At 73.7% G+C, this 26,680-nt stretch carries 24 protein-coding genes and 1 pseudogene; 19 read left to right on the top strand and 6 right to left on the bottom strand.

Annotated elements, in window-relative coordinates; genetic code table 11:
* Positions 1 to 156 precede the first annotated feature (156 nt).
* From mmpB to ACFWPT_RS29160, 3 genes are all read left to right on the top strand, one after another.
* Positions 157 to 282 (top strand): morphogenic membrane protein MmpB, encoded by a 126-nt coding sequence (gene mmpB, locus ACFWPT_RS29170; RefSeq protein WP_279634918.1) that lies wholly within the window; start codon positions 157 to 159, stop codon positions 280 to 282.
* A gap of 97 nt (positions 283 to 379) precedes the next feature.
* The gene (locus tag ACFWPT_RS29165; protein WP_380430878.1) at positions 380 to 979 is read left to right on the top strand and encodes a nucleoside triphosphate pyrophosphatase; all 600 of its coding nucleotides are present in this window, start codon (positions 380 to 382) and stop codon (positions 977 to 979) included.
* Positions 980 to 1,264: 285 nt separating this feature from the next.
* Positions 1,265 to 3,040 carry an acetyl/propionyl/methylcrotonyl-CoA carboxylase subunit alpha gene (locus tag ACFWPT_RS29160; protein WP_380485372.1) on the top strand — a complete coding sequence of 592 codons (1,776 nt, stop codon included), beginning with the start codon at positions 1,265 to 1,267 and terminating at the stop codon, positions 3,038 to 3,040.
* A gap of 79 nt (positions 3,041 to 3,119) precedes the next feature.
* Here ACFWPT_RS29160 and ACFWPT_RS29155 read toward each other — a convergent pair whose 3' ends face one another.
* Positions 3,120 to 4,067 carry a DeoR/GlpR family DNA-binding transcription regulator gene (locus tag ACFWPT_RS29155; protein WP_380485413.1) on the bottom strand — a complete coding sequence of 316 codons (948 nt, stop codon included), beginning with the start codon at positions 4,065 to 4,067 and terminating at the stop codon, positions 3,120 to 3,122.
* Positions 4,068 to 4,303: 236 nt separating this feature from the next.
* On the bottom strand, positions 4,304 to 5,752 hold the full coding sequence (locus tag ACFWPT_RS29150) for an NAD(P)H-quinone dehydrogenase (protein WP_380370273.1): 1,449 nt from the start codon (positions 5,750 to 5,752) through the stop codon (positions 4,304 to 4,306).
* Between the two features lie 99 nt (positions 5,753 to 5,851).
* Between ACFWPT_RS29150 and ACFWPT_RS29145 the strand changes: the two genes are divergently transcribed.
* Positions 5,852 to 6,289 (top strand): gamma-glutamylcyclotransferase, encoded by a 438-nt coding sequence (locus ACFWPT_RS29145; RefSeq protein WP_063349076.1) that lies wholly within the window; start codon positions 5,852 to 5,854, stop codon positions 6,287 to 6,289.
* 10 nt (positions 6,290 to 6,299) lie between these two features.
* On the opposite strand, the gene ACFWPT_RS29140 is transcribed toward ACFWPT_RS29145, so the two are convergent.
* Positions 6,300 to 7,292 (bottom strand): hypothetical protein, encoded by a 993-nt coding sequence (locus ACFWPT_RS29140; protein ID WP_380485370.1) that lies wholly within the window; start codon positions 7,290 to 7,292, stop codon positions 6,300 to 6,302.
* Positions 7,293 to 7,538: 246 nt separating this feature from the next.
* On the opposite strand from ACFWPT_RS29140, the gene ACFWPT_RS29135 reads away from it, so the two are divergent.
* The 6 genes from ACFWPT_RS29135 (at position 7,539) to ACFWPT_RS29110 (ending at position 15,726) form a co-directional block, all read left to right on the top strand.
* Entirely contained in the window at positions 7,539 to 9,791 is a 2,253-nt protein-coding gene (locus ACFWPT_RS29135) for a HAMP domain-containing protein (protein WP_380485368.1), read from the top strand.
* Positions 9,792 to 9,812: 21 nt separating this feature from the next.
* Positions 9,813 to 11,162 (top strand): poly-gamma-glutamate synthase PgsB, encoded by a 1,350-nt coding sequence (gene pgsB / locus ACFWPT_RS29130; protein WP_380485366.1) that lies wholly within the window; start codon positions 9,813 to 9,815, stop codon positions 11,160 to 11,162.
* Positions 11,159 to 11,641, top strand: coding sequence for a poly-gamma-glutamate biosynthesis protein PgsC/CapC (locus tag ACFWPT_RS29125; protein WP_063349074.1), 483 nt, complete (start codon positions 11,159 to 11,161; stop codon positions 11,639 to 11,641). Before pgsB ends, ACFWPT_RS29125 begins: the two co-directional genes overlap by 4 nt.
* A 60-nt stretch (positions 11,642 to 11,701) precedes the next feature.
* The gene (locus ACFWPT_RS29120) at positions 11,702 to 12,787 is read left to right on the top strand and encodes an NlpC/P60 family protein (RefSeq protein ID WP_380485364.1); all 1,086 of its coding nucleotides are present in this window, start codon (positions 11,702 to 11,704) and stop codon (positions 12,785 to 12,787) included.
* 199 nt (positions 12,788 to 12,986) lie between these two features.
* Positions 12,987 to 13,808: a purine-nucleoside phosphorylase gene (locus ACFWPT_RS29115; protein ID WP_063349072.1), complete on the top strand. Its 822-nt coding sequence runs from the start codon at positions 12,987 to 12,989 to the stop codon at positions 13,806 to 13,808.
* A gap of 193 nt (positions 13,809 to 14,001) precedes the next feature.
* Positions 14,002 to 15,726, top strand: coding sequence for a phospho-sugar mutase (locus ACFWPT_RS29110; protein ID WP_380370256.1), 1,725 nt, complete (start codon positions 14,002 to 14,004; stop codon positions 15,724 to 15,726).
* A 63-nt stretch (positions 15,727 to 15,789) separates the two neighbouring features.
* Here the strand turns inward: ACFWPT_RS29110 and ACFWPT_RS29105 are convergent, their stop codons facing one another.
* Positions 15,790 to 16,464, bottom strand: coding sequence for a PH domain-containing protein (locus ACFWPT_RS29105; RefSeq protein ID WP_063349070.1), 675 nt, complete (start codon positions 16,462 to 16,464; stop codon positions 15,790 to 15,792).
* A 229-nt stretch (positions 16,465 to 16,693) separates the two neighbouring features.
* Here ACFWPT_RS29105 and deoC point away from each other — a divergent pair, with 229 nt between their 5' ends.
* The 4 genes from deoC (at position 16,694) to ACFWPT_RS29085 (ending at position 20,941) form a co-directional block, all read left to right on the top strand.
* Entirely contained in the window at positions 16,694 to 17,680 is a 987-nt protein-coding gene (deoC, locus tag ACFWPT_RS29100; RefSeq protein ID WP_079135833.1) for a deoxyribose-phosphate aldolase, read from the top strand.
* A gap of 5 nt (positions 17,681 to 17,685) precedes the next feature.
* A complete protein-coding gene (locus ACFWPT_RS29095; RefSeq protein WP_380485362.1) occupies positions 17,686 to 19,161 on the top strand; it encodes an aldehyde dehydrogenase family protein in 1,476 nt (491 codons plus the stop codon).
* The gene (locus ACFWPT_RS29090) at positions 19,154 to 20,056 is read left to right on the top strand and encodes an aldehyde dehydrogenase family protein (protein WP_380336034.1); all 903 of its coding nucleotides are present in this window, start codon (positions 19,154 to 19,156) and stop codon (positions 20,054 to 20,056) included. Before ACFWPT_RS29095 ends, ACFWPT_RS29090 begins: the two co-directional genes overlap by 8 nt.
* Positions 20,057 to 20,302: 246 nt before the next feature.
* A complete protein-coding gene (locus ACFWPT_RS29085) occupies positions 20,303 to 20,941 on the top strand; it encodes an ATP-binding protein (protein ID WP_380336031.1) in 639 nt (212 codons plus the stop codon).
* 278 nt (positions 20,942 to 21,219) lie between these two features.
* On the opposite strand, the gene ACFWPT_RS29080 is transcribed toward ACFWPT_RS29085, so the two are convergent.
* Positions 21,220 to 22,194, bottom strand: a complete 975-nt coding sequence (locus tag ACFWPT_RS29080) for a SigE family RNA polymerase sigma factor (RefSeq protein ID WP_380485360.1) — start codon at positions 22,192 to 22,194, stop codon at positions 21,220 to 21,222.
* Between the two features lie 279 nt (positions 22,195 to 22,473).
* Here ACFWPT_RS29080 and ACFWPT_RS29075 point away from each other — a divergent pair, with 279 nt between their 5' ends.
* From ACFWPT_RS29075 to ACFWPT_RS29060, 4 genes are all read left to right on the top strand, one after another.
* Positions 22,474 to 23,151: a response regulator transcription factor gene (locus tag ACFWPT_RS29075; protein WP_063349065.1), complete on the top strand. Its 678-nt coding sequence runs from the start codon at positions 22,474 to 22,476 to the stop codon at positions 23,149 to 23,151.
* 135 nt (positions 23,152 to 23,286) lie between these two features.
* Positions 23,287 to 24,831, top strand: a complete 1,545-nt coding sequence (locus ACFWPT_RS29070) for an ATP-binding protein (protein ID WP_380485358.1) — start codon at positions 23,287 to 23,289, stop codon at positions 24,829 to 24,831.
* Positions 24,828 to 25,142: a hypothetical protein gene (locus ACFWPT_RS29065; protein WP_363369413.1), complete on the top strand. Its 315-nt coding sequence runs from the start codon at positions 24,828 to 24,830 to the stop codon at positions 25,140 to 25,142. The genes ACFWPT_RS29070 and ACFWPT_RS29065 overlap by 4 nt, the downstream gene beginning before the upstream one ends.
* A 137-nt stretch (positions 25,143 to 25,279) precedes the next feature.
* Positions 25,280 to 25,891, top strand: a complete 612-nt coding sequence (locus ACFWPT_RS29060) for a VanZ family protein (protein ID WP_079135831.1) — start codon at positions 25,280 to 25,282, stop codon at positions 25,889 to 25,891.
* A 5-nt stretch (positions 25,892 to 25,896) separates the two neighbouring features.
* Here ACFWPT_RS29060 and ACFWPT_RS29055 read toward each other — a convergent pair.
* Positions 25,897 to 25,977, bottom strand: a pseudogene (locus ACFWPT_RS29055) (PhzF family phenazine biosynthesis protein); the annotation flags it as partial.
* A 144-nt stretch (positions 25,978 to 26,121) separates the two neighbouring features.
* On the opposite strand from ACFWPT_RS29055, the gene ACFWPT_RS29050 reads away from it, so the two are divergent.
* A complete protein-coding gene (locus ACFWPT_RS29050; protein ID WP_063349062.1) occupies positions 26,122 to 26,604 on the top strand; it encodes a hypothetical protein in 483 nt (160 codons plus the stop codon).
* Positions 26,605 to 26,680: the final 76 nt, after the last annotated feature.

Below are 26,680 nucleotides of genomic sequence, written 5' to 3'. Positions count from 1 at the left end.
GCCCGGGGGGGCGTCCTTCCCCCCCGGTGGCGGAGTGGTATGTCGCCCCGCCCCACGACCCACTCCGCACCCGTTCGGGCCCGTCCGCCCGGATTGCCCGAAAGCTGAGTACGGATACTCAGGCGCCCGGGGCCGGGCGCGGCGCACCCTGGACGTGTGCTCTGGTCAGACCCCCGCGACGAGCCCTCCCCGGAGGCCCGCCGGATGATGGAGCGGCTGCACCGGGCCGGCCGGGTGCTCGCCGCCCTCGCGATGGTGGCCGCCGTCCTCCTCCTGCTGTGACCGCCGCTCACCCGACTGCGGTGACCGCCGCCCACCCGACCGCTGCGACCGTCGTTCACCCGAACGGCGGACACTGGCACCCCCTACCCTGAGGGGCATGACCGACCAGCGCATCCTCGTCCTCGCCTCCGCCTCCCCCGCCCGCCTCGGACTGCTGCGCCAGGCGGGCCTCGACCCGCGCGTGGTGGTCAGCGGCGTCGACGAGGACGCGATCAGCGCCGCCACCCCGGCCGAACTCGCCCTGGTGCTGGCCGAGGCCAAGGCGAAGGCGGTCGCCGCCGCACTGACCGACGGCGAGCTGGTGATCGGCTGCGACTCCGTCCTGGAGCTGGACGGCCAGGCCCTCGGCAAGCCCGCCGACGCCACCGAGGCGCTCGCCCGCTGGCAGTCGATGCGCGGCCGGGCCGGGGTGCTGCGCACCGGCCACTGCGTGATCGACACCGCGACCGGCCGGCAGTCCTCGGCGACCGCGTCCACCACCGTCCGCTTCGGCACCCCGGACGACGCCGAGATCGCCGCCTACGTGGCCTCCGGCGAGCCCCTGCACGTCGCCGGGGCGTTCACCCTGGACGGGCGCTCGGCGCCGTTCATCGAGGGCATCGACGGCGACCCGGGCAACGTCATCGGCCTCTCGCTGCCGCTGCTGCGCACCCTGCTCGCCGACCTGGACGTCCGGCTGGTCGACCTCTGGGCCTGACGGCCGGGCCCGCAGGGCGGCGGCCCGCCGCCCGTTCCACCGTCGTTTGAGCCGGCCGCGCGAGAGTGTGTCCGATGCCACCGGGGCACCGGACAACGCCCGGTCACCCGCTGTGGATCCGGCCGGTTCGACCGCACCGGCCGCGACCTGCGGCGTCACCGGACGGGCGGTCGACGGGCCCCGGAAATTCATCACCGTCCGTGTGGGATAGTTCACAACCTGGGGCTACTCGCCGGTACCGCCCAGGAATCCATAAACTCGACCAGGTTCAAGAAGGGAGCCACAGTGCGCAAGGTGCTCATCGCCAACCGCGGGGAAATCGCCGTCCGCGTCGCCCGGGCCTGCTCGGACGCCGGTATCGCCAGCGTCGCCGTCTACGCCGAGCCGGACCGGGATGCGCTGCACGTCCGCGCGGCCGACGAGGCTTACGCGCTGGGTGGAGACACCCCCGGCACCAGTTACCTGGACATCGCCAAGGTCCTGAAGGCCGCAGCGGACTCCGGGGCCGACGCCGTCCACCCCGGCTACGGGTTCCTGTCGGAGAACGCCGACTTCGCCCAGGCCGTCCTCGACGCGGGCCTGACCTGGATCGGCCCGCCCCCGCAGGCCATCCGCGACCTCGGTGACAAGGTCACCGCCCGGCACGTGGCGCAGCGCGCCGGCGCGCCGCTGGTCGCTGGCACCCCGGACCCGGTCTCGGGTGCCGACGAGGTGGTCGTGTTCGCCCGGGAGCACGGCCTTCCGGTCGCCATCAAGGCGGCCTTCGGCGGCGGCGGCCGCGGCCTCAAGGTCGCCCGCACGCTGGAGGAGATCCCGGAGCTGTACGAGTCCGCGGTGCGCGAGGCCGTCGCCGCCTTCGGCCGCGGCGAGTGTTTCGTCGAGCGCTACCTGGACAACCCGCGGCACGTGGAGACCCAGTGCCTCGCGGACAAGCACGGCAACGTGGTGGTCGTCTCCACCCGTGACTGCTCGCTGCAGCGCCGGCACCAGAAGCTGGTCGAGGAGGCGCCCGCGCCGTTCCTGACCGCCGAGCAGAACGCCGAGCTGTACCGGGCGTCCAAGGCCATCCTGAAGGAGGCCGGCTACGAGGGCGCCGGGACCTGCGAGTTCCTGGTGGCGCTGGACGGCACGATCTCCTTCCTGGAGGTCAACACCCGGCTGCAGGTCGAGCACCCGGTCACCGAGGAGGTCACCGGACTCGACCTGGTCCGCGAGATGTTCCGGATCGCCGACGGCGAGGAACTGGGCTACGGCGACCCCGAGGTGCGCGGCCACTCGTTCGAGTTCCGCATCAACGGCGAGGACCCGGGCCGGGGCTTCCTGCCCGCGCCCGGCACCGTGACGCTGTTCGCGCCGCCGTCCGGCCCGGGCGTCCGGCTGGACTCCGGCGTGGAGACCGGCTCGGTCATCGGCCCGGCCTGGGACTCCCTGCTGGCCAAGCTGATCGTCTCCGGCCGGGACCGCAAGCAGGCCCTGGAGCGGGCCCGCCGCGCGCTGAACGAGTTCAAGGTGGAGGGCATGGCCACCGCCATCCCGTTCCACCAGGCGGTCGTCACCGACCCGGCGTTCGCGCCCGAGGTGCACGGCGGCGAGGGCCCGTTCACGATCTACACCCGGTGGATCGAGACCGAGTTCGACAACACCATCCCGCCGTTCGCGGGCGCGCCCGGCGACGGCGAGGAGGCCGAGGGCCGCGAGACCGTCGTGGTCGAGGTCGGCGGCAAGCGGATCGAGGTCTCGCTGCCGTCCTCGCTGGGCGTCTCGGCGGCCCCGGCGGCCGGTGCGGCGGGTGCCGCGAAGGCCAAGCGCCGGGTGGGCGCCAAGAAGGCCGGTTCGGCCGTCAGTGGTGACACCCTGGCCTCGCCGATGCAGGGCACCATCGTCAAGGTCGCCGTCGAGGAGGGCCAGGTCGTCGCCGAGGGCGAGCTGATCGTGGTCCTGGAGGCGATGAAGATGGAGCAGCCGCTGAACGCGCACAAGGCGGGCACCGTCGTCGGCCTCAAGGCCGAGGTGGGCGCGAGCGTCAGCAGCGGCGCCGCGCTGTGCGAGATCAAGGACTGACGCGCTCCCTGGAGCACCGGCCGGCCCGTACCCCCTCGGGGGGTGCGGGCCGGCCGCGTTCGCGCGGCGGTACGGGCCCTCAGCGCCCGCGCGGGAGGCCCAGCTCGGCCAGCCTGGCCGGCAGGCCGCCCGGACCGCCGTGCGCGCCCGGCCGACGCTGGCCGGGCAGCGGGGCGCCGCCGGGGGGCGGGGCGGGGCGGCGCGCCAGCGGGCCGGGCTGGGTCTGGTGGACGGGCCCGCTGCCGGTGCCGTGCACCGGGGCGTCCCCGGTGGGGGCGGCGCCGAGCGGCGCCAGGTCGATCTGCACCCCGCAGTCGGCGATCGCGTCGAGTTGCCGGGCGGTGCCGTCGTCGGCGGTCGCCTGCTCGTCCGTGACCAGCCGGGTGATGTTCTCGGTGGGCACGGTCTGGAACATGGAGTCCGCGCCGAGCTTGGTGTGGTCGGCGAGGACGATGACCTCGTTGGCCGACTGCACCAGCGCCCGGTCCACGCTCGCGGACAGCATGTTGGCGGTGGACAGGCCCCGCTCGGCGGTCAGCCCGCTGCCGGAGATGAAGGCCTTGGAGACCCTCAGCCCGTGCAGGGACTGCTCGGCACCGCTGCCGACCAGCGCGTAGTTGGAACCCCGCAGGGTGCCGCCGGTCATCACCACCTCCACCCGGTTGGCGTGCGCCAGCGCCTGGGCGACCAGCAGCGAGTTGGTGACCACGGTGAGGCCGGGCACCCTGGCCAGCCTGCGGGCCAGCTCCTGGGTGGTGGTGCCGGCGCCGACCACCACCGCGTCCCCCTCCTCCACCAGGCCGGCGGCGAGGTCGGCGATGGCGCTCTTCTCCGCCGCGGAGAGGTGGGTCTTCTGCGGGTAGCCGGGTTCGCGGCTGAAGCCGCCGGGGAGCACCGCGCCGCCGTGCCGGCGGTCGAGGAGCCCTTCTGCCTCCAGTGCCCGTACGTCGCGGCGCACGGTCACTTCGGAGGTCTGGACGACGCGGGCCAACTCCCGGAGCGAGACCGCTCCGTTGGCGCGCACCATTTCGAGGATCAACTGGCGACGTTCTGCTGCAAACACAGAACCGACGGTAACCTGCGTGACCGTCTGCTTTCAGGCGTTTGCAGCTAGTAGCTGGAATTGCTCACGCAAGAGCGGCGCGTGACCGTACAATACGCGCCGTCAGCAGCCCGGGACTGCGCCCGCCGTCCGGGTGACGATCACTCCTGCGCAAAGGGCGGCCGCCGATCGGCAGCCGCCCTCAACTGTGCGCCGGAGGCTCAGGATTCGCCCTCGACCCGCTTGCGGATGTGCAGCTGCCGGGCGGCCTCGGCGGTCGAGCCGGAGACCGACGGGTAGACGGTGAAGGCGCTGGCCACCTGTTCGACGGTCAGATTGGCGTCCACCGCGAGCGCGATCGGGTGGATGAGCTCGCTGGCCCGCGGGGCGACGACCACGCCGCCCACCACGATGCCGGTGCCCGGGCGGCAGAACAGCTTCACGAAGCCGTCCCGGATGCCCTGCATCTTCGCCCGCGGGTTGCCGCGCAGCGGCAGCTTGACCACGACCGCGTCCATCTTGCCGCACTCCACATCGGCCGCGGTGTAGCCGACGGTGGCGATCTCCGGGTCGGTGAAGACGTTGGAGGCGACGGTCTTCAGGTTCAGCGGCTGCACCGCGTCGCCGAGCGCGTGGTACATCGCGATCCGGCCCTGCATGGCCGCCACCGAGGCGAGCATGAAGACGCCGGTGCAGTCGCCGGCCGCGTAGACGCCCGGGGCGCTGGTGCGGGAGACCCGGTCGACCTGGATCTGGCCCCAGTCGTTGAGCTTGACCCCGGCCTCCTCCAGGCCCATCTGCGCGGTGTTGGGGATCGAGCCGACCGCCATCAGGCAGTGCGTGCCCTCGATCACCTTGCCGTCGGCGAGGGCCACCTCGACCCGGTCGCCGATCCGCTTGACGCTCTCGGCGCGCGAGCGGCCCATCACGTTCATGCCGCGGCGGCGGAAGACGTCCTCCAGCACCTCGGCGGCGTCCGGGTCCTCGCCCGGCAGCACCCGGTCACGGCTGGAGACCAGGGTGACCTTGGAGCCGAGCGCCTGGTAGGCACCCGCGAACTCCGCGCCGGTCACACCGGAGCCGACCACGATCAGCTCGCGGGGCAGCTCCTCCAGGTCGTACACCTGGGTCCAGGTGAGGATCCGCTCGCCGTCCGGCTGGGCGTCCGGCAGCTCGCGGGGGTGGGCACCGGTGGCGATCAGCACCGCGTCGGCGCGCAGCGACTGGACGGTGCCGTCCGGCGCGTCCACCAGCACCTCACGGGAGCCGTCCACCGCCTGCCCGCCGCCGCCGAGCCGGCCGCGGCCGCGCAGCACGGTGACCCCGGCCCGGGTGACCGACTGGGTGATGTCGTGGGACTGCGCGATCGCCAGCCGCTTCACACGGCGGTTGACCTTGCCCAGGTCCACGCCGATGACCTTGGCCGCGTCCGCGGCCTCGTCCTGCGCGACGGTGATGCCCAGCTCCTCGTACGAGCTGTCGAAGGTGGTCATCACCTCCGCGGTCGCGATCAGGGTCTTCGACGGCACGCAGTCGGTGAGCACCGCCGATCCGCCCAGACCGTCGCGGTCGACGACGGTCACCTCCGCGCCGAGCTGCGCGGCCACCAGCGCAGCCTCGTAGCCGCCGGGTCCGCCACCGATGATCACGATCCGAGTCACGTGCACCATTGTCCCGCACGCCGGGAACGCCGCCACGCCGGGGTCCGGGCTTCTGTGCGATCGCCCAGTCGCCGCGGACCGTCCATCCACCGGGCTAGTCTTCCCCCCATGCCCCTTTACGCCGCGTATGCCACCAACCTCGATGCACGGCAGATGACCCGCCGCGCCCCGCACTCACCACTGCGCGGCACCGGGTGGCTGGACGGCTGGCGGCTCACCTTCGGCGGTGAACAGCTCGGCTGGGAGGGCTCGTTGGCCACCGTCGTCGAGGACGGGAAGGACCAGGTCTTCGTCTCGCTGTACGACGTCGCGCCGATGGACGAGGAGGGCCTGGACCGCTGGGAGGGCGTCCAGCTCGGCATCTACCGCAAGATCAAACTGCGCGCGCAGACCCTGGACGGCGACACCCCGGTCTGGACGTACGTGCTCAACGACTACGAGGGCGGCCTGCCCGCGGCCCGCTACCTCGGCCTGGTCGCCGACGCCGCCGAGAGCGCCGGCGCCCCGCACGACTACGTGATGGACCTGCGCCGCCGCCCCTGCTAGCCCTGACCCACTAGCCCTGGCCCGCGGCCCAGCCGCGGGCCGTCTGCGCCAGCACCCCGGCCACCGCCGCGCGGCGGGCCGGCTCGGTGCGCAGCCCGTTGCCCAGCTCGACGTGCAGCCACGGCACGCCGAGCCCGGCCGCGAACCGGCCCTCGACGTTGGTGGTGCCCCCGAGCTGCCCGCACTTCTCCCGCCAGGCCCGGCAGGCCGCGTACCCGGCCTTCCCCAGCCCGGTGGCGGTCAGCTCGGCGGCCGGGCCCGGCTGGCCGGCGCCGCTGGAGACCACCGCGTCCTGCCCGGGCAGGCTGCCCTCGTCGAAGCCGTGCACCTGGATGCCGGGCAGGCCGCGCCCGGTGAGCACCTCGACCACCGCCGCGAAGACCGTGTCGGCGCGGTGCGCGACGTCCGAGGCGCCGTCCGCCCCGGCCCGGCGGTGCGCCCCGGCGAGCACCAGCACCCCGCCCGGCGCGGCCCGGAAGAGGTCCACCCCGAGCGCCTCGGTACGGGCGTCCGAGACCGGGTGGGGCACCTGTACGGACCAGCCCGTCCGGGCCGAGAGGTCCAGGTAGACCCGGCCCCAGCCACGGCCCTCGGCGTCCGTGCCGTCGGCGATCTCCGCCACCCGGCGGCCGGTCGCCGCCTCGGTGAACTCGGTGAGCCGGTAGCCGACCCGCGCCAGCGAGCGCCCGGCCTGCTCGGCCTGCCCGTCCAGCGCGCCGAGCACGCCGTCGGCGATCGCCCGGCGCTGCCCGGCGTCCGGCGCGGTGTACGGGCCGCCCGGGGTGAACCCGGCGGTGTACCCGTCGACCAGGGCCGCCAGGTCCACCGGGGCGGGCCCGGTCGGTCCGCTCCGGCCCGTCGGGGCGCCCGCCGCAGCGCCCGCCGCCGACGGCCGCTCGTCGGAGCCGCGCACGGCCAGCGTCAGCACCGCCGCGAGCGCCGCCAGCACCAGCAGCACCGCCGCCGACAGCAGCAACGGGCGTCGCGAACCCCGAGTCTCCATGGCCGTCGAACCTACCGTGCCGCCCGCCGCGGACCACCGGGGGCCGCCCGGGGCCGCGCACCACGCCCGGTTCGCGGAAAGAGATCCCTAAGCGGCATCCGATCGACACCGGAACGTGACAACTTTTCGAAATCTCCTTCGTACGCTGTTCCGGCTTGACCAACTCTTGATCAGTGCTTGACCGACGAGAAGGCCGGCGGACCTCCCGGGGACAGGTGCGCCGAGCCCCGAGAAGAACGAGGCCCCGTGAGCACGGCACCCAACCCGCCGCGACAGCACCGCTATCGCCGCCGGGCCGACATGCCGCTGCTGGGAGGCATCCGCCCGCCCATCGCGCTGCTGCTGGTGCTGCTGCTCGCCGTCGCCACCATCACCGCGCTCGCCGTCGGCGGGCTGCGCGTCGACGACACCCCGCAGGCCGTCCGGGAGTCCCACCAGTACGCCGCCGAGGACACCGCGGCCTCGCTGCGCGCCGGGCTGCACGAGAGCGCCACCGACCTGCGCCGGGCCGCCGCCCGCTACGACGCCGCGCCCGCCGAGCCGGCCGCGGTGCTGTCCGCGCTCGGCCAGGCGTACCACAAGTGGCGCGGCACGGCGGTGGTCCGCCCCGACACCGGCAGGCTGCTCGCCGCCCGCGGCGAGACCGTGCCGCTGGCCGGCCTCGACCTCAGCCGGGTCACCGACACCGCGCCCGCGCCCGTCCTGGTGCCCTCCGCCGCCGGCACCCGGCTGCTCACCTTCGCCCTGGTCACCACCAAGGCCGACGGCCGCGCCCTGCTGGTCGCCTCCGACAACCTGCGGCTGCCCGGCATCGCGACCCGCAAGGAACAGACCATCCAGGTCCTCGACGCCGCCGGCGCCGTCCTGGACAGCACCGGCGCCGAACTCGGCGCCGAGGCCGACCGCGCCGTGGTCACCGGCGCCCGGGAGCGCGCCGCCCGCGAGCGCCCGGCCCCCGGCGGGACGGCCGCCGGCAGCCTGGCCGGCAGCCCGGACGCCAAGGGCGTGCGCCGGGTCGCCGGCTACGCCGCCGTCGGCGCCGCGGGCGGGCACGACCCGGCCGCCCCGCTCGGCCTGACCGTGGTCTCCACCAGCACCGTCGACGGCAAGCCCGGCAGCCTGCGCCACCCCGCACTCGGCCTGGCCGCCGCCGGCGCGCTGCTCGCCCTGGCCCTGCTGCTCGCGTGGTACCTGAGCCGCAGCCTCCAGCGGCCGCTGCTGCGGCTGTTCCTGGAGTCCCGCCGGCTCACCCGCGGCGAACGGCTCGACCTGCCGGTCCGCGGCCCGAAGCGGAGGGAGGCCGGCCGGATCGCCCGCGCCCTGGAGGAGCTGCGGCTGCAACTCCTCGACCCGGCCCGCCCGCCGGCCCCCGCCGCGCCGAAGCGCCGCCCCGGCACCGCGCTGCCGCTGGCGCTGTGCGCCGTCCTGGTGCTCGGCTGGTCCGGCCCGCTGCTGTTCCTGGGCGGCAACGACCCGACCGTACGGGTCCCCACCCAGGTGGTGGCGGGCCAGCGCGACCGCACCGACACCGCCGCCGACCGGATCCGCCAGGCGCTCAACGAGGGCTACGCGGACCTGCGTTCGCTCGCCCCCGAACTCGCCGGCGCCTCCGTCGGCAAGGCCGACGCCCTGTTGCGCGCCACCCTCGCCGAGCACGACCGCTACCGCGCGCTGTACGTCCTCGGCGCGAACGGCGAGGTCCTCGCGCACGCCGGCGACACCCCGCACCGCACCGGCCCGCAGGCCCTCGGCGCGAGCGGCGTGCTGCTGCTCAACAGCTCCGGCCGGGAGCCCCGGATCGCCGCCCGCGCGGCCCTCACCGCCGCCCCCGCCGACGCGGAGGCGGAGGCGGAGGCGGAGGGCGCCGCCGAGCCGCCGGGGCCCGTGCTGATCGGCGAGTTCAAGACGGACTTCCTCAGCGGGCTGCTGGTCCGCCCCGGCCTCGGCCGGGTCTGGCTGGTCGACGACCGGCAGCGGGTGCTCGCCGCCAACGAGGGCTACAGCTCCTTCGGCGAGCTGCCCGAGGGCCGCGCCAGGGCCCTGCTGGCCCAGGCGAGGAAGTCGGCCGCCGCCGAGGTGCTGCGCGGCGGCGGCGACCCGGCGCTGTTCGCCGCCGCCCCGCTCGGCGGCAACGGCAGCGTGGCCAAGCTGGGCTGGTCGGTGGTCACCGCCCACCCGGTGGCCTGGCTGCACCTGGACGAGAACCGGGCCGACCGGCGGGCCGTGCTGGCCGGCATGCTCGGCCTGGCCGCGGCCGCGCTCTGCCTCGGCTGGCTGTTCATCGCGGTCGGCCTGCCGCTGCGCCGGCTCGCGGCGAGCGCCGAGGCGCTGGCCGCCGGGGACCGCCGGACGGTGCTCTACCCCGTCCACCACGACGAGGTCGGCGCCGTCGCCCGGAGCCTGGAGCTGATCCGCCAGGAGCTGGTCCGTCAGGAACCGGCCCGCCCCCGCCGCACCGCCGCCCCCGCGTCCGTCCCCGTGCCCGCGCACGCCCGCTGAGCCCCGCCCGAAGGACCTCCCGTGCTCTTCCTCTACGTCGTGCTGCTGGTGTGCTGCGCCGTGCTGCTGGTGGCCGGCATCGTCGAGCAGCGCCGGCACTTCGCCGCGCTGGAACAGATCCCGACCCGGGTGCTGGTCAACGGCATCCGCGGCAAGAGCTCGATCACCCGGCTCTGCGCGGGCGCGCTGCGCGGCGGCGGGCTGGTGACGGTCGCCAAGACCACCGGCACGGCGGCCCGGTTCATCCACCCGGACGCCACCGAGGAGCCGGTCTACCGCAAGTTCGGCATCGCCAACGTGGTCGAGCAGATCGGCATCGTCCGCCGCGCCGCCACCTACCGGCCGGACGCCCTGGTGATCGAGTGCATGGCCGTCATGCCGGCGCTCCAGGAGGTCAACCAGACCAAGCTGATCCGCTCCACCATCGGCGTGCTGTGCAACGTCCGCGAGGACCACCTCGCCGAGATGGGCCCGACCCTGGACGACGTCGCCCGCTCGCTGTCCCGCTCGATGCCGGTCGGCGGGGTGTGCGTCACCGCCGAGCAGGAGCGCGCGCACATCCTGCGCGCGGAGGCGGCCCGCCGCAACTGCGAACTGATCGTGGTGGACCCGGAGTCGGTCACCGACGAGGAGCTGCGCGGGTTCAGCTGGTTCACCTTCAAGGAGAACGTGGCGATCGCCCTGGCCGTCGCCGAACTCCTCGGCGTGGAGCGGCGGACCGCGCTGCAGGGCATGTGGGCGGCCCCGCCGGACCCGGGCGTGCTGTCCGTCGAGCGCTACCGCACCGAGGACGGCAAGCGGCTGCGCTTCGCCAACGTCTTCGCCGCCAACGACCCCGAGTCCACGCTGATGAACGTCCGCCAGCTGGAGGGCCTGGGCGCGATCCACCGCCCGCTCAACGTGGTGATCAACTGCCGCCCGGACCGGGTGGAGCGCAACGGCCAGATGGGCCAGATCGTGCCCGAGCTCGACCCGGACGCCGTGTTCCTGATCGGCCACCCCACCAGGAGCGCCCGGGACGGCATCCCGGCCGGGTGGTCCGGCCGGGTGGTCGACCTCGGCGGCGACAAGCGCGACCCGGCCCGGCTCACCGCCGAACTGCTGGCCGAACTCGGGCCGGACTCCTCGCTGGTGGCCGTCGGCAACATCCACGGCCAGGGCGAACTGTTCCTGGAGGAGCTGGCCCGGCTCGCCCCCGACGAGGCCCCGGACGCGCCCGACGCCCCCGAACTCCCGTACCACGAGCCCGAACCGCTCTACCCCGAGCCGGCGTACGACTCCGCGTACCAGCCCGTCCACCACCCCGAACCGCTCCCCGACTCCTGGTTCGAGCCCCACCCCCGCACCCCCCACCACGGAGACCAGCAGTGATCCCCACCGAGCTCACCCCCGAGATCGCCGCCATCGGCATCGCGCTCGGCCTGGTCTTCTCGCTCGTCTGCTACCTGACCACCAACCTCTCCCCCGGCGGCATGATCACCCCCGGCTGGCTGGCCCTCACCCTGGTCGAGGACCTCCAGCGGGTGGCCATCGTGATCGGCGTGACGGTGCTGACCTACCTCGCCACCCGGGTGGTCCAGAAGCTGGTGATCCTGTACGGCAAGCGGCTGTTCGCCGCCGTGGTGCTGATCGGCGTGCTGCTGCAGGCCACCGTGATGCTGGTCCTCCAGCGCGAACTGCCCACCCTGTACGCCAACCAGACGCTCGGGTTCATCGTCCCCGGCCTGATCGCCTACCAGCTGGTCCGCCAGCCCCGGGCGGCCACCCTGATGGCCACCAGCACGGTGACGCTCGCCAACTACGTGGTGCTCACCGCCGGCGTCCTGCTCGGCGCCCTGCCCGGCACCTGATCCCCCCGTTCAGGAACCCCCGCCAGGAATCCCCGCAGGAACCCCCAGGAAGACCCCCCGATGCCCGTCACCCGCAAGTCCCTGCTCAGCGGCGGCCTCGCCGTGGCCCTGCTGGCCGCCAGCGGCTACCTCACCGTCCAGCTGCGCGACCGCGACCACGACCGGACGTCGGACCCGGGCGGCGGCGCGCCGCTGATCACCACCGCCGCCGTGCCGGGCCCTGCCCAGGGCACCGCCGCCGAGTACCGCTACGAGCGGCTGGGCGGACCGGACCGCACGGTGGTCCGGGACGCCCGCGGCGGCGTGGTCGCCACCCTGACCGACAGCGCCCGCACCGCCGTCCTGGCCGGCCCGAGCCGCACCTTCGCCGAGCCGGGCACCACCACGGCCACCGTGGTGACCGACACCTGGGTCCGGCTGATGCCGCAGCCGTGGCGGCCGGGCGCCGAGCAGGAGGGCTGGTTCCGCACCTGGTTCCAGCAGTCGCTCGGCTCCACCGCGGACGACGTGCTGGCGGTGGCCACCCAGTACCTGGCCGGCGCGGCGCCGGAGAAGGACGCCAAGGGCGTGCGGTTCAAGGGCGACGCCTCCTTCGGCCCGCTCAACCCGAACGGTTCGGTGGGCAACGACCTGCGGCTGGAGCAGACCGACTTCCTCGACTACCTCGGCGTGCCGTACACGTTCGCCGACAAGGTGGCCAAGCAGCCGGACAAGGCGCGCTACGGCGCCTTCGACTGCTCCGGGTACGTCCGGATGGTCTACGGCTACCGCTCCGGTTACCCGCTGCTCTCCAAGGACGTGGCCGGCCCCGGCCTGCCGCGCAGCGCCAACGGCCTGGCCCGGGTCGGCCCGGGCGTCCCGGTGCTGCCGCTGACCACCGCGCCGGGCTCGGACACCACCCTGCGGCCGGCCTCGATCGACCCGCTCCAGCCCGGCGACCTGGTGTTCTTCGAGATCGACGCCCGCACCGGCGCCCGGCTCGACCACACCGGCATCTATCTGGGCCTGGACACCGACGGCCACCCCCGGTACATCTCCAGCCGGGAGGAGGCGGACGGCCCGACCTTCGGCGACAAGGGCGGCACCGCGCGGCTGGACGACAACGGCCTGTACGCGAAGGGGCTGCGCAGCGCGAAGCGGCTCTGAACCCGGGCCCGGCCCGCACCGCCTGCGGTTCGACCCCGCACCGACCCCGCACCGACCCCGCACCGACTTGTACGTACCGACGAGCGACGTCACCCGAAAGGCGCCACCGAGCTGTGCTTTCGGGTCAACCGGGTAACGATCCGGCATGCCGCGCCGGATTTTCTACGCGCGTAGTCGAATCCCGTCTATCCTCGGAGCCGTGAACGCATCTCCTCAGTCGGTCGTCTCCGCCGACCCCTACGCCGCCGCCCAGGCCGCCGCCGAGCGCCTGCGCGAGCTGACCGGTGCCGAGCGGCACGACGTCGCCCTGGTGATGGGCTCCGGCTGGGTGCCGGCCGCCGACGCCCTGGGCGAGACCGTGGCCGAGTTCCCGGTCACCGAGCTCCCGGGCTTCCCCGCCCCCGCCGTCGCCGGCCACGCCGGCACGATCCGCTCGGTGAAGATCGGCGACAAGCGCGCCCTGATCTTCCTCGGCCGCAACCACTACTACGAGGGCCACGGCGTGGCCACCGTCGTCCACGGCGTGCGCACCGCCGCCGCGGCCGGCTGCGGCATCATCGTGCTGACCAACGGCTGCGGCGGTCTGCGCGAGGGCTGGGTCCCCGGCCAGCCGGTCCTGATCAGCGACCACATCAACCTGACCGCGGACTCCCCGATCGTCGGCGCCAACTTCGTCGACCTCACCGACCTGTACTCCAAGCGCCTGCGCGCGCTCTGCCACGAGGTGGACCCGAGCCTGGACGAGGCCGTCTACGTCCAGTTCCGCGGCCCGCACTACGAGACCCCGGCCGAGGTCAACATGGCCCGGGTGATCGGCGGCGAGCTGGTCGGCATGTCCACCACCCTGGAGGCCATCGCCGCCCGCGAGGCCGGCTCCGAGGTGCTCGGCATCTCGCTGGTCACCAACCTGGCCGCCGGCATCACCGGCGAGCCGCTCAACCACGCCGAGGTGCTGGAGGCCGGCAAGGCCTCCGCCGAGCGCATGGGCGAGCTGCTCGCGAAGGTCCTTGAGCGGATCTGACGCCCGGCCAGGCCCTGTCCGGCCGGTCTTGGCGGGCGGACAGGGCCTAGGCGCACAATCATGAGCGACGGGGCCCTCGGGCGGCCGTGATCCCCTGATCACGCCCCGCGGGCCCCGTCCGCATGTGCCCACCCCTTCTTTGCGGAACCCTCCGGCCGACCAACCGACGCACTTCCCGATGGAGCAGGCAGCCATGACGCAGGCAACCACCACCGACCTCCTCGCCCGGGCCCGAACCTGGCTGGCCGAGGACCCCGACCCGCAGACCCGCGAGGAGCTGACCGCCCTGCTCGCCCGGGCCGAGGACCCGGCGGCCGAGACGGACGGCAAGCTCGCCTGGTCGGACCTCGCCGAGCGCTTCGCCGACCGGCTCCAGTTCGGCACCGCCGGCCTGCGCGGCGAACTGGGCGCGGGCCCGATGCGGATGAACCGCGCCGTGGTGATCCGGGCCGCCGCCGGCCTGGTCGCCTACGTCAAGCAGCAGAACCTGGGCGACCTGGTCGTGATCGGCTACGACGCCCGCCACAAGTCCTACGACTTCGCCCGGGACACCGCCGCCGTGGTGGTCGGCGCCGGCCTGCGCGCCGCGCTGCTGCCGCGCCCGCTGCCGACCCCGGTGCTCGCCTTCGCCGTCCGCCACCTGGGCGCGGCCGCCGGCGTCACCGTGACCGCCAGCCACAACCCGCCGCAGGACAACGGCTACAAGGTCTACCTGGGCGACGGCTCGCAGATCGTCCCGCCGGCCGACGCCGGGATCGCCGCCGAGATCGACGCGATCAGCTCGCTCCACGACGTCCCGCGCGCCGAGGACGGCTGGGAGGTGCTCGGCGAGGACGTCATCGAGGCCTACCTGGCCCGGGCCGTCTCGATCGTCGACGAGCACAGCCCGCGCAACCTCGACGTCGTCTACACCCCGATGCACGGCGTCGGCCGCGACACCCTGGTCGCCGCCTTCCGCCGGGCCGGCTTCCCGGCGCCCACCGTCGTCGCCGAGCAGGCCGAGCCCGACCCGGACTTCCCGACCGTGGCCTTCCCCAACCCGGAGGAGCCGGGGGCGATGGACCTCGCCTTCCGCACCGCCGCCTCGGTCGGCCCCGACATCGTGATCGCCAACGACCCGGACGCCGACCGCTGTGCGGTGGCCGTCCCGGTCCTCGCCAACGCGGCCGGCAGCGGCAACGGCACCTCCGGCTGGCGGATGCTGCGCGGCGACGAGGTCGGCGCGCTGCTCGGCGCGGCCCTGGTCGCCAAGAAGGCCGAGGGCGTCTTCGCCACCACCATCGTCTCCGCCACCCTGCTGGGCCGGATCGCCGAGGCCGCCGGCCTGGGCTACGCCGAGACGCTGACCGGCTTCAAGTGGCTCGCCCGCGCCGAGGGCCTGCGCTACGGCTACGAGGAGGCGCTCGGCTACTGCGTCGACCCGCAGGGCGTCCGGGACAAGGACGGCATCACCGCCGCCCTGCTGGTCGCCGAACTGGCCGCCACCCTCAAGACGTCCGGCCGCACCCTGACCGACCTGCTGGACGACCTGGCGCTGGAGCACGGCCTGCACGCCACCGACCAGCTGTCCGTCCGCGTGCAGGACCTCTCGCTGATCGCCGACGCCATGCGCCGGCTGCGCGAGCAGCCGCCGACCGTCCTGGCCGGCCTCCGGGTCACCCGCGCGGACGACCTGTCGACGGGCTCCGCCGAGCTGCCGCCCACCGACGGCCTGCGCTACTACCTGGCCGGCGAGGCCGTCCGCTCGGCCCGCATCGTGGTCCGCCCGTCCGGCACCGAGCCCAAGCTCAAGTGCTACCTGGAGGTCGTCCTCCCGGTCGCCACCGCCGCCGACCTCACCGCCACCCGCGAGCGGGCCGCCGAGCTGCTCGAAGCGGTCAAGCGCGACCTGGCCGAGGCCGCGGGCATCGCCGTCTGACGCCCGCCCGTACGAGAAGGGGCCCGCCGGTCGCGTACCGGCGGGCCCCTCGCGTGCTTCGACTCAGACCGCGATCACCGTGATCAGCGCGGCCAGGCCGGCCAGCGTCGGCGCGATCACCCACCAGCACCACGCCACCTCGACCGGGCCGGCCGCGTCGGGGCGGCGGGCGTTGCGCTCGGCCATCTCCTGGAGCACGTTGGTCACCTGGTCGGACCAGGCGCGGGTCGGGTCGGGCGAGCCCTGCACCACCGGGTTGGTCTGGCGGCCGAACACCATCCCCATCCGGGAGGCGTGCTCGGCGCCGCCGCGCTGCTGGGCCCGGGTCGCCCGCTTGCGCTGCCGCAGCGACACCGGCACCGCCCACACCTGGTACTTCTTGCCCCCGGCCAGCAGCTCGACCGAGTACCCCGCGCGCAGCGCGTCCACCGAGGCCCACGGCGCGGTGATGGTCCGCCACGGGTTGCGCACCAGCAGCCGGCTGCTGTCCGCCAGCACCGCCGGGCGCAGCGTGTAGGCGATCACCGGGAAGGCGAACAGCGGTACCGCCGCGAGCGAGACGTACGGCGTCTTCCCCGTCCCGTTCAGCACCGCGTCGCCGATCAGCCAGGCGGCGACGGCCAGCAGCAGCACTCCGGAGATCACACCGGGGACAGAGCGGTACACGCGGTCCGCGTACGCGGGATCCCCGTCGGGGGCGGCGGAACCCTTGCGGGGCTTGCCGTGGGAATCGGTCATGCCGTCGATTCTGCCCCATGCCCCCCACGGAGAGGTCTCGGTCCGGCATCGAATGCCGCCCCCGGACCACCCGGTCGCCGGTCTCCGCGCCTCCCGCCCGTACACGCCCCCTGCCACCCCTCCGCCTCCCCTCCGCCTCCCCTCCGCCTCCCCCGAGGTCTCGGTCCGGCCACGAAAGGCAGGCCCCCTAGCGGTCGACTACGCGCGTAGATATGCTGCTCTGGTGACTATGTCCACTGTTGCAGCCAATGCCCTCGGCGTTGCGGGCAGCGGCCTTCAGGACGTTGCGGCGTCCGAGGCCTCGCTCCGCCGCTTCCTGCACGGCCTGCCCGGCGTCGACCAGGTCGGCCTTGAGGCGCGTGCCGCCACCCTCGGTACCCGCTCGATCAAGACCACGGCGAAGGCGTACGCCATCGACCTGTCGATCTCGATGATCGACCTGACCACGCTGGAAGGCGCGGACACGGTCGGCAAGGTGCGCGCCCTGTGCGCCAAGGGCAGGACCCCCGACCCGACCGACCCGACCACCCCCCGCGTCGCCGCCATCTGCGTCTACCCGGACATGGTCGCCACCGCGAAGGACGCCCTGCGGGGCACCGACATCCAGGTCGCCTCGGTGGCCACCGCCTTCCCGGCCGGCCGCGCCGCCCTCCCGGTGAAGCTCGCCGACACCGCCGACGCGGTCGCCGCGGGCGCCGACGAGATCGACATGGTGATCGACCGGGGAGCCTTCCTCTCCGGCCGCTACTACGACGTCTTCAACGAGATCGTCGCCGTCAAGGAGGCGTGCAAGCGCCCTGACGGCACCAGCGCCCACCTCAAGGTGATCTTCGAGACCGGCGAGCTGCAGACGTACGACAACGTGCGCCGCGTCTCCTGGCTGGCGATGCTGGCCGGCGCCGACTTCATCAAGACCTCCACCGGCAAGGTCGCCGTCAACGCGACCCCGCCGGTCACCCTGCTGATGCTGGAGGCGGTCCGCGACTTCAAGGCGCAGACCGGCGTCCAGGTCGGCGTGAAGCCCGCCGGTGGGATCAAGACCACCAAGGACGCCATGAAGTACCTGGTGATGGTCAACGAGACCCTCGGCGACGACTGGCTGAGCCCGCACTGGTTCCGCTTCGGCGCCTCCAGCCTGCTCAACGACCTGCTGATGCAGCGCCAGAAGCTCACCACCGGACGCTACTCCGGCCCCGACTACGTGACGGTGGACTGATCACCATGGCCAAGAAGAAGAACATCGAGGAGCCCGTGAAGGCCTCCGGCCTCTTCGCCTACGCCCCGGCCCCCGAGTCCCCCGCCGCCGCGGGCGACATCGCCACCTCCTACGGCCACTTCATCGGCGGCGAGTTCGTCGACTCCTCCGGCAGCGAGGCCCTGAAGACGGTCAACCCGGCCACCGAGCAGGTGCTCGCCGAGTTCGCCCAGGGCACCGACGAGGACGTGGACCGCGCGGTCGCCGCCGCCCGCAAGGCCTTCGCCGACTGGTCGGCGCTGCCGGGCAGCGAGCGCGGCAAGTACCTGTTCCGGATCGCCCGGATCATCCAGGAGCGCAGCCGCGAGCTGGCCGTGCTGGAGTCGATCGACAACGGCAAGCCGATCCGCGAGACCCGCGACTTCGACATCCCGACCGTCGCCGCGTGGTTCTTCTACTACGCCGGCTGGGCGGACAAGCTGGACTACGCGGGCTTCGGCGCGAACCCGCGCCCGCTGGGCGTGGCCGGCCAGGTCATCCCGTGGAACTTCCCGCTGATGATGCTGGCGTGGAAGATCGCGCCCGCCCTGGCGACCGGCAACACCGTCGTCCTCAAGCCGGCCGAGACCACCCCGCTGACGGCCCTGCGCTTCGCCGAGATCTGCCGCCAGGCCGGTCTGCCGAAGGGCGTCGTCAACATCGTCACCGGCGACGGCCGCACCGGCGCCGCGCTCACCGCGCACCCGGACGTCAACAAGGTCGCCTTCACCGGCTCCACCCCGGTCGGCAAGGCGATCGCCAGGCAGCTGGCCGGCAGCCGCAAGAAGCTGTCGCTGGAGCTGGGCGGCAAGGCCGCGAACATCGTCTTCGACGACGCGCCGATCGACCAGGCGGTCGAGGGCATCGTCAACGGCATCTTCTTCAACCAGGGCCACGTCTGCTGCGCGGGCTCGCGCCTGCTGGTCCAGGAGTCGATCCAGGACGAGCTGCTGGACGCCCTGAAGCGCCGGATGTCCACCCTGCGGGTCGGCGACCCGCTGGACAAGAACACCGACATCGGCGCCATCAACTCGGCCGCCCAGCTGGCCCGGATCACCGAGCTGACCGACGCCGGCGAGGCCGAGGGCGCGGACCGCTGGTCGCCCGAGTGCGAACTCCCGGGCACCGGCTTCTGGTTCAAGCCGACCCTGTTCACCGGCGTCAGCCAGGCCCACCGGATCGCCCAGGAGGAGATCTTCGGCCCGGTCCTGTCGGTGCTGACCTTCCGCACCCCCGACGAGGCGGTCGCGAAGGCCAACAACACCCCGTACGGCCTCTCCGCCGGCATCTGGACGGAGAAGGGCTCGCGCATCCTGTGGACGGCGAGCCGGCTCAAGGCCGGCGTGGTCTGGGCCAACACCTTCAACAAGTTCGACCCGACCTCGCCGTTCGGCGGCTACAAGGAGTCGGGTTACGGCCGCGAGGGTGGCCGCCACGGTCTGGAGGCCTACCTCGATGTCTGATGTCGCGACGCGTCTTGACGTCCTCAAGACCTACAAGCTGTACGTCGGCGGGAAGTTCCCGCGCTCCGAGAGCGGGCGGGTGTACGAGGTGACGGACGCCAAGGGCCAGTGGCTCGCCAACGCTCCGCTGGGCACCCGCAAGGACGCCCGCGACGCCGTCCTGGCCGCCCGCGCGGCGGTCAAGGGCTGGGCCGGCACCACCGCGTACAACCGCGGCCAGGTGCTGTACCGGGTGGCCGAGATGCTGCAGGGCCGCCGCGAGCAGTTCGCCGCCGAGGTCTCGGCCGCCGAGGGCATCGGCCCGAAGAAGGCCGCCGCGCTGGTGGACGCCGCGATCGACCGCTGGATCTGGTACGCGGGCTGGACGGACAAGGTCGCCCAGATCGCGGGCGGCGCCAACCCGGTCGCCGGCCCCTTCTTCAACCTCTCCACCCCGGAGCCGACCGGCGTGGTCGGGATCGTCGCCCCGCAGGCCGGGTACGGGCACTCGCTGCTCGGCCTGGTCTCGGTGATCGCCCCGGCGATCGCCACCGGCAACACGGTCGTGGTCGCGGCCGCCGCGGACGCCCCGCTGCCGGCCCTGTCGCTGGGCGAGGTGCTCGCCACCTCGGACGTCCCCGGCGGCGTGGTCAACATCATCTCGGGCAGGACCGCCGACATCGCGCCCACCCTGGCCTCGCACCAGGACGTCAACGCGGTGGACCTCACCGGCGCGATCGCCGCCGACGGCCCCGGCGCGGCGCAGGCGCTGGAAGCGGCCGCTGCGGATACCCTGAAGAGGGTGGTCCGTCCGGAGCTGGACCCGTTCGCCCAGGACTGGACCAATGCGCCCGGTACCGACCGGCTACTCTCGTTCCTGGAGACGAAGACGGTCTGGCACCCGATGGGGATCTGACCGCCCCGTCGACCACCGAGTAACAACTCCACAGACTGGCCGTCCCCAGTGCCCTCTCCCCCCCAGGGCCCGGACGGTCATTGGACGGACCCGCGCCTCTCCCCCCCTGGCGCGGGTCCGTCGCCTTTCCGTGCCGTTTCGACGCCGTTTCGCCGCCGTCCTGCGGCTCGCCGATCCGCGGGGCCCGCAGAAGGTGTGATCCGACGGGTTTCGGCATCGGGCCCGGATGCGTCAGACTGGTGTCCCGTGAGTGACGACCCGCTGAATCCTGTGCCGACGACCCACGCCCGGGTCGTCCTGCTGTCCGGCCCCTCCGGCTCCGGGAAGTCCTCGCTCGCCGAGCGCAGCGGGCTGCCGGTCCTGCAACTGGACGACTTCTACAAGGACGGGGACGACCCCACCCTGCCGCTGCTGCCCGACGGCGCGGTCGACTGGGACTCCCCGCTCGCCTGGCACCGCGACCAGGCGGTCGCCGCGATCCGCAGCCTGTACGAGACCGGCCGCGCCGACGTCCCGGTGTACTCGATCCCGGACAACGGCCGGATCGCCACCCGCGCCCTGGAGCTGGACGGCGCCCCCGCGTTCATCGCCGAGGGCATCTTCGCCGCCGAGATCACCGCCGAGTGCGCCGCCGAGGGCCTGCTCGGCGATGCCCTGTGCCTGCGCAACGGCGCGCTCACCACGGCCTGGCGCCGGCTGCGCCGGGACGTCCGGGAGGGCCGCAAGTCGCTGCCGGTGCTGCTGCGCCGCGGCTGGCGGCTGATGCGTGCCGAGCGCTCCATCGTCGGGCGGCAGGTCACCCTGGGCTCCCACCCGTGCGCCGGGGCCGAGGCCGAGCGCCGGATCCGTGCCGCGGCCGGGCGGCGGGAGCTGTCCTCCGTCTGAGCCGCCCTCCGTTGGGGCCGTGCTCCGTTTGAGCCGCCCTCCGTTGGGGCCGTCCTCCGTTCGGGTGGGCCGGCTCCGGACGGGGGCTCGACGCGGAACGAAGACACGAAGAACGACGGGCCCGGTGCGTCTCCCCCGCACCGGGCCCGTCGCCTTCCCCGAACGGCCGTCGGGCTCCCCGTGTTCACCGCTCCCCCGAGCCGGCGTCCACGCACCGCGACCGTCCGCTACCCGTCCCCCGACGGGAGTTCCACTCCTTCGCGTCACCCGCGTCCGCGTCAGGCGACCAGCTCGCCGAACGCCCGGACGGTGTCGCCCGACTTGTTCAGGTGCTCGTCCTCGCGCAGCCGGCGCAGCGCCCGCCAGATGCTGCTCTTGACCGTGCCGACGCTGATCCCCAGCACGTCGGCGATCTCCGGGTCGGTCTTGCCCTCGTAGTACCGCAGCACCAGCATGGTGCGCTGGTTCTCCGGAAGCTTCGCCAGCGCCTGCCAGAGCACGGTGCGCAGCTCGGTGCCGCCCATCGCGTCGGTGTCGCCGGCCGTCTCCGGCAGCTCCTCGGTCGGGTACTCGTTGACCTTGCGGCGCCGCCAGGCGGAGATGTGCAGGTTGGTCATGGTGCGGCGGAGGTACCCGCCGACCGCGGCCTTGTCGGTGATCCGGCCCCAGGCCCGGTAGGTGCTGAAGAGCGCGCTCTGCAGCAGGTCCTCGGCCTCGTAGCGGTCACCGGTGAGGTGGTACGCCGTGGCGTACAGGGAGGCGCGGCGCTCACGCACGTACGCGGTGAACTCCGTGATGTGGTCCTCCGCGACGGCCGGGTGCTCCCCCTGCGCGTCCGCCCGTCCCGCCTCGGTGGTGCGGGCCGCCACCGGGTTCAGCTGCAGCAGCGTCGCACCGGCGGCCTCGCGGCCGGCCGACTCCCCCGAGCCGACCGTCCGCAGACCGTTCCCGCCGACGCCCCGGTTCCCCGCCGGAGCGTCCTTGCCCTCGACGCGGACGGGGAGGATCCCCCGCAGCGTGAGGGTGTTGCCGGAGTCGGCCGCGTTCCCCACCCGGCCGATCCCGAACAGCTCCCCCGTCCTGGCGCCGCCGCTCACCCGGCGGGCGACAGGGTTTCCACCGGTGCTGTGCGCGCACCCCCGTACGGTCACGGCACCGGAGTTCTCGTCGGTCCTGACCTCGTACCGGGTCCGCGGGGCGGTGGCTGACGAACGCGCGGTGCGGACAGCCGGGTTGGTCCGGGTCTGAAGCATGGCGTTCATCGTGCGCCCCCTGGGTCGGTACGAGCGGTTCCTGTTGCCGCCTTCCAGCCGGCCGGGTTGGCCCGCTGTCCTGCGGCGACATGGAAAATCTTGCCCGCCGGTTGTGATGGCGCTGTCCGCCGACTGTCACAGGGGTGTCACAGGGGCGGGCCTTTCGTCCCGGTCCGCCTCCCTCCGTACCGGACGCCGGTAGTGCTCCTTCCGGTTCCCATACGGTCGGTGACCGGTCCTGGGGGTGATTCGACGCTTCGAGTGGGCCAAAATGGGGCCGTGCCTTTCCTCCTTCTGATCGAGGACGACGACGCCATCCGGACCGGCCTCGAACTCGCCCTCACCCGCCAGGGCCACCGTGTGGCCACCGCCGCCTCCGGCGAGGACGGTCTGAGGCTCTTCAAGGAGCAGCGGCCCGACCTGATCGTGCTGGACGTCATGCTGCCCGGAATCGACGGCTTCGAAGTCTGCCGCCGCATCCGCCGCACCGACCAGCTGCCGATCATCCTGCTGACCGCCCGTTCGGACGACATCGACGTGGTGGTCGGCCTGGAGTCCGGTGCCGACGACTACGTGGTCAAGCCGGTGCAGCCGCGGGTCCTGGACGCCCGGATCCGGGCCGTGCTGCGGCGCGGCGAGCGGGAGAGCTCCGACTCCTCCGCGTACGGCACCGTGGTGATCGACCGGGCAGCGATGACCGTCACCAAGGACGGGCAGGACCTCCAGCTCACCCCGACCGAGCTGCGGCTGCTCCTGGAGCTCAGCCGACGCCCCGGCCAGGCGCTCTCCCGCCAGCAGCTGCTGCGGCTGGTCTGGGAGCACGACTACCTGGGTGACTCCCGTCTGGTGGACGCCTGCGTGCAGCGGCTGCGGGCGAAGGTCGAGGACGTGCCGTCCGCGCCGACCCTGATCCGCACCGTCCGCGGGGTGGGCTACCGGCTGGACCCGCCGGCCTGAGTTCCGCTCCCGTCCTCCTGTCTGCCGTCCTCCTGCTTCCCGTCCTCCTGTTTGCCGCCCGCCCGATCCGCCTGGGCCGCCCGAAATTCCTGAACTCCCTGAACTCCCTGAACTTCCGTACGACGACAGGCTCTTGTGACTGATCATCAGACGACGGCCCGCCGCTTCGCCGCGGGCCCGTGGCGCAGGCTGCGCTCCCTGCGGGTACGGCTGATCGCGGTGTTCGCGGCGGTCGCGCTGCTCGCCGCCGTCTCGGCCTCCGGCATCGCCTACTGGCTCAACCGCGACGCGGTGCTCAAGCGCGCCCAGGACACCGCGCTCAACGACTTCCGGGTCTCGCTCAGCCGCAACGTCTCCGAGCTGCCGCTGAACGCGAGCTGCCCGGACCTGACCGCGCTCGCGTCCACCGTCGCCAGCTCCGGGCTGAGTTACGACGTGGTCGTGGCCGACCCGGCGCACCCGGAGTGCACGGCCTCCTCCGACCCGGGGCAGTTCACGCTGGCCGACGTCCCGGCGGCGCTGCAGTCCACCGTCGCCCGGCAGCGCGAGGTCACCGAGAACAACCCGTACCCGTACCACCTGTACTGGCAGCGGCAGAACCTGGCGGGCCAGCCGTTCCTGATCGGCGGCACCAAGGTGGTGCCGACCGGCCCGACGGCGTACATGTTCAAGTCGCTGGAGAACGAACGCAAGGACCTCAACACGCTGGGCTGGTCGCTGGCCATCGCCACGCTGCTCGCGCTGATCGGCTCGGCGCTGCTCGCCCAGGCCGCCTCGTCGACCGTGCTGCGGCCGGTCAAGCGGCTCGGCGACGCCGCCCGACGGCTCGGCCAGGGACACCTGGACACCCGGCTGGAGGTCGAGGGCGGGGACGAACTCGCGGACCTGGCGAGGACGTTCAACCGGGCCGCGGAGTCGCTGCACGAGCAGGTCGAGGAGTTGAGCGCGCGCGAGGCGCAGAGCCGGCGGTTCGTCGCCGACATGTCGCACGAGCTGCGCACGCCGCTGACCGCGATGACCGCCGTCACCGACATCCTGGAGGACGAGGCCGAGTCGCTGGACCCGATGATCGCGCCGGCCGTACGGCTCGTGGTCAGCGAGACGCGGCGGCTGTCCGACCTGGTGGAGAACCTGATGGAGGTGACCCGCTTCGACGCCGGCACCGCCAAGCTGGTCGCCGACGAGGTGGACATGGCCGACCTGATCATGTCCTGCATCGACGGCCGGGCCTGGTACGACGCCGTCGAACTGGACGCCCCGCGCGGCATCCTGGCCGTGGTCGACCCGCGCCGGCTCGACGTGGTCTTCGCCAACCTGATCGGCAACGCGCTCAAGCACGGCGGCTCCCCGGTGCGGGTCAAGGTCCGGCAGACCGCGGGCTCGGTCGTCATCGAGGTCTCCGACAGCGGCCCGGGCATCCCCGAGGACGTGCTGCCGCACGTCTTCGACCGGTTCTACAAGGCGGACCGGGGACGGGCCCGCTCGGAGGGCAGCGGCCTGGGGCTGTCGATCGCGATGGCCAACGCACAGATCCACGGGGGCACGATCACGGCGGCGAACGGGGAGGTCGGGGCGGTGTTCACGCTGACGCTGCCGCTGGCCCCGCCGCCTCTGCCGAACGAGGGCGAGACCGGTGACGGCCCCGTCGGCGACTCCGCCCAGGACAAGGACGCCACGTGACCGCCCCCACCCGCACCGCCCTGCGCCGCACCGCCGGCGCCCTGCTGCTGCTCGCGCTCGCCTCCGGCTGCGGCATCCGGCCGACCGCCGTCCCGGTGGACGCGGGCGCCCCGGCCAGCCGGACGGCCTGCCCGACCGCCCCGCACATACCGACCGCCCTGGCCACGCCGTCGGCGCCCACGCCGACCCCGCCGGCCCGCGGCGCCGCCAAGGCCGGTGTGAGCCCGAGCCCGTCGCCCACGGTGGTGCCCGCCACCCCGCCGGCCGACAACGTGTTCGGCGCGGTGCCGACCGCGGCGCCCTGCCGGTAGTCCCGCCTGCCCGTCGTCCGTCTGCCTGCCTGTCGCCCCGCCCGTTCGGCCCCAGGGCGGCGGGCGACCGGGGGCGCGCCCCGGAATGTTCACGCCCGGGGGGAACCACCGCGCCACCGCTCCACGTCCTTCCCCCCGTGCAGCGAGATGGCACCAGGACACGCGACGAGCGTTCCGGCGCACGGACCAGGAACCGGCCGGCGGCGGCCGTCCACCGTCCCCTTCGAACAGCCGGACTGGCGGGCCTGACCTGCCACCTGGCCCTCGTCCTCTGGCTGGTGGTGCTGAGGCCGCTGCCGGTTCCCTGGGTGTACGACACCAACCTGACGCCACTGGCCTCCCTCCGCTCCTCCACCGGCTGGCAGGTGGTCGGCGAATTCCTCCTGCTGGCCCCGCTCGGCGTGCTGCTCCCGCTGGCCGGCGGCCGGCTGCGGGCCCCCTGGCTGCCGTCCTTCCTACGCACCACCGGCGCCTCCGCCCTGCTGGCGACCGGCCTGGAGTTCCTCTCCTCCTGGACGCCCGGGCACGTCCTCAACGTCGACCACATACTGCTCGCCGTGATCGGGGTGGCCATCACCCACCTGGCCCTCGTCCCCGGCCTGCGGCGGCTGCTGCGCGACCGGCGGCCGCGGGTCCGGATGCCGGTGCCCGCGTCCGGGGCCGCGCCCGCGCCGAAGGTGACCACCCTGGTCGGCCCGCCGGTCGCGCGCGCCCGCGCCTACGCCGAGCCCACGCCCCCCACCCGCTGAGGCCCGCCCTCCCGCACCACGGCGAGTGCGTTCCCGCACTCGCCGCCGGGGCCGCAAAAGACCCGCAGCACCTCATAGTCAGTCATTTCCCACCCCGTCAATTGCCGTTCCGTCGGGGTGCGACGACTCCGCGATGAAAAGGCGACGCCGAATGTCGGCCGCCTCCGGTAACCTGCGCTGTCGCCCCAAAGGCTTCACCGTCTTATCCCCCGTCCCACAGGAATCCCCCCTTGAACAATCTCAATTTCAGCGCCGAGCCGCTTTTCTCCTGGTACGTCGTCGCGCTCGCGATCAGCGGTGCCGCCATGCTGGTCCTCGGAGCGGTCAATCCCGGTAGCGGCCTGAAGGTCGGCTGGCGAATCCTCAACGTCCTCGCCGGCCTCGGATTCCTGGGGTACGCCTACTACCTCGCGTTCGTCTTCGAAGGCGGCCGGTACGAAATCTTCCTCAAGGCGTTCATCCTCCCGATCGCGCTGATCGCCAGCTCCGTGAAGGCGATCGTCGAGCGCGGCAACGCCAAGAACCAGCAGCCGGCCCCGCAGCCGGCGCCGTACGACCCCAACGCCCCGCAGGCGGCGCCGTACGGCCAGCCCGTCCCGCCGCAGGGCGCCGCGCCGCAGGGTGCGCCGTACGCTCCGCCGGCGCAGCCCGTGCCGGACAACCCGTACGCGCAGCCGGTGCCGCCGGCCGGGCAGTCCGGGCAGGCGCAGTAGCCGCCTGCTGATTCGCCGCCGGCGGGCGGGGGGGCGCGGGCGCTGCGGGGGCCCCCCCCCCCCCGGGGGGGGGGGG

Origin of the sequence: Kitasatospora sp. NPDC058478 (assembly GCF_042720345.1) — a bacterium.
Classification (GTDB): domain Bacteria; phylum Actinomycetota; class Actinomycetes; order Streptomycetales; family Streptomycetaceae; genus Kitasatospora.
This window is presented reverse-complemented; position numbering and strand designations above follow the sequence as displayed.

Excerpts from the sequence above, each read along its gene's own strand:
- ACFWPT_RS29165 (WP_380430878.1), top strand. The coding sequence starts at position 380 with ATGACCGACCAGCGCATCCTCGTCCTCGCCTCCGCCTCCCCCGCCCGC.
- ACFWPT_RS29155 (WP_380485413.1), bottom strand. The coding sequence starts at position 4,067 with ATGGTGCGCGCCAACGGAGCGGTCTCGCTCCGGGAGTTGGCCCGCGTC.
- ACFWPT_RS29150 (WP_380370273.1), bottom strand. The coding sequence starts at position 5,752 with ATGGTGCACGTGACTCGGATCGTGATCATCGGTGGCGGACCCGGCGGC.
- ACFWPT_RS29145 (WP_063349076.1), top strand. The coding sequence starts at position 5,852 with ATGCCCCTTTACGCCGCGTATGCCACCAACCTCGATGCACGGCAGATG.
- ACFWPT_RS29140 (WP_380485370.1), bottom strand. The coding sequence starts at position 7,292 with ATGGAGACTCGGGGTTCGCGACGCCCGTTGCTGCTGTCGGCGGCGGTG.
- ACFWPT_RS29120 (WP_380485364.1), top strand. The coding sequence starts at position 11,702 with ATGCCCGTCACCCGCAAGTCCCTGCTCAGCGGCGGCCTCGCCGTGGCC.
- ACFWPT_RS29110 (WP_380370256.1), top strand. The coding sequence starts at position 14,002 with ATGACGCAGGCAACCACCACCGACCTCCTCGCCCGGGCCCGAACCTGG.
- ACFWPT_RS29105 (WP_063349070.1), bottom strand. The coding sequence starts at position 16,464 with ATGACCGATTCCCACGGCAAGCCCCGCAAGGGTTCCGCCGCCCCCGAC.
- deoC (WP_079135833.1), top strand. The coding sequence starts at position 16,694 with ATGTCCACTGTTGCAGCCAATGCCCTCGGCGTTGCGGGCAGCGGCCTT.
- ACFWPT_RS29095 (WP_380485362.1), top strand. The coding sequence starts at position 17,686 with ATGGCCAAGAAGAAGAACATCGAGGAGCCCGTGAAGGCCTCCGGCCTC.
- ACFWPT_RS29090 (WP_380336034.1), top strand. The coding sequence starts at position 19,154 with ATGTCTGATGTCGCGACGCGTCTTGACGTCCTCAAGACCTACAAGCTG.
- ACFWPT_RS29080 (WP_380485360.1), bottom strand. The coding sequence starts at position 22,194 with ATGCTTCAGACCCGGACCAACCCGGCTGTCCGCACCGCGCGTTCGTCA.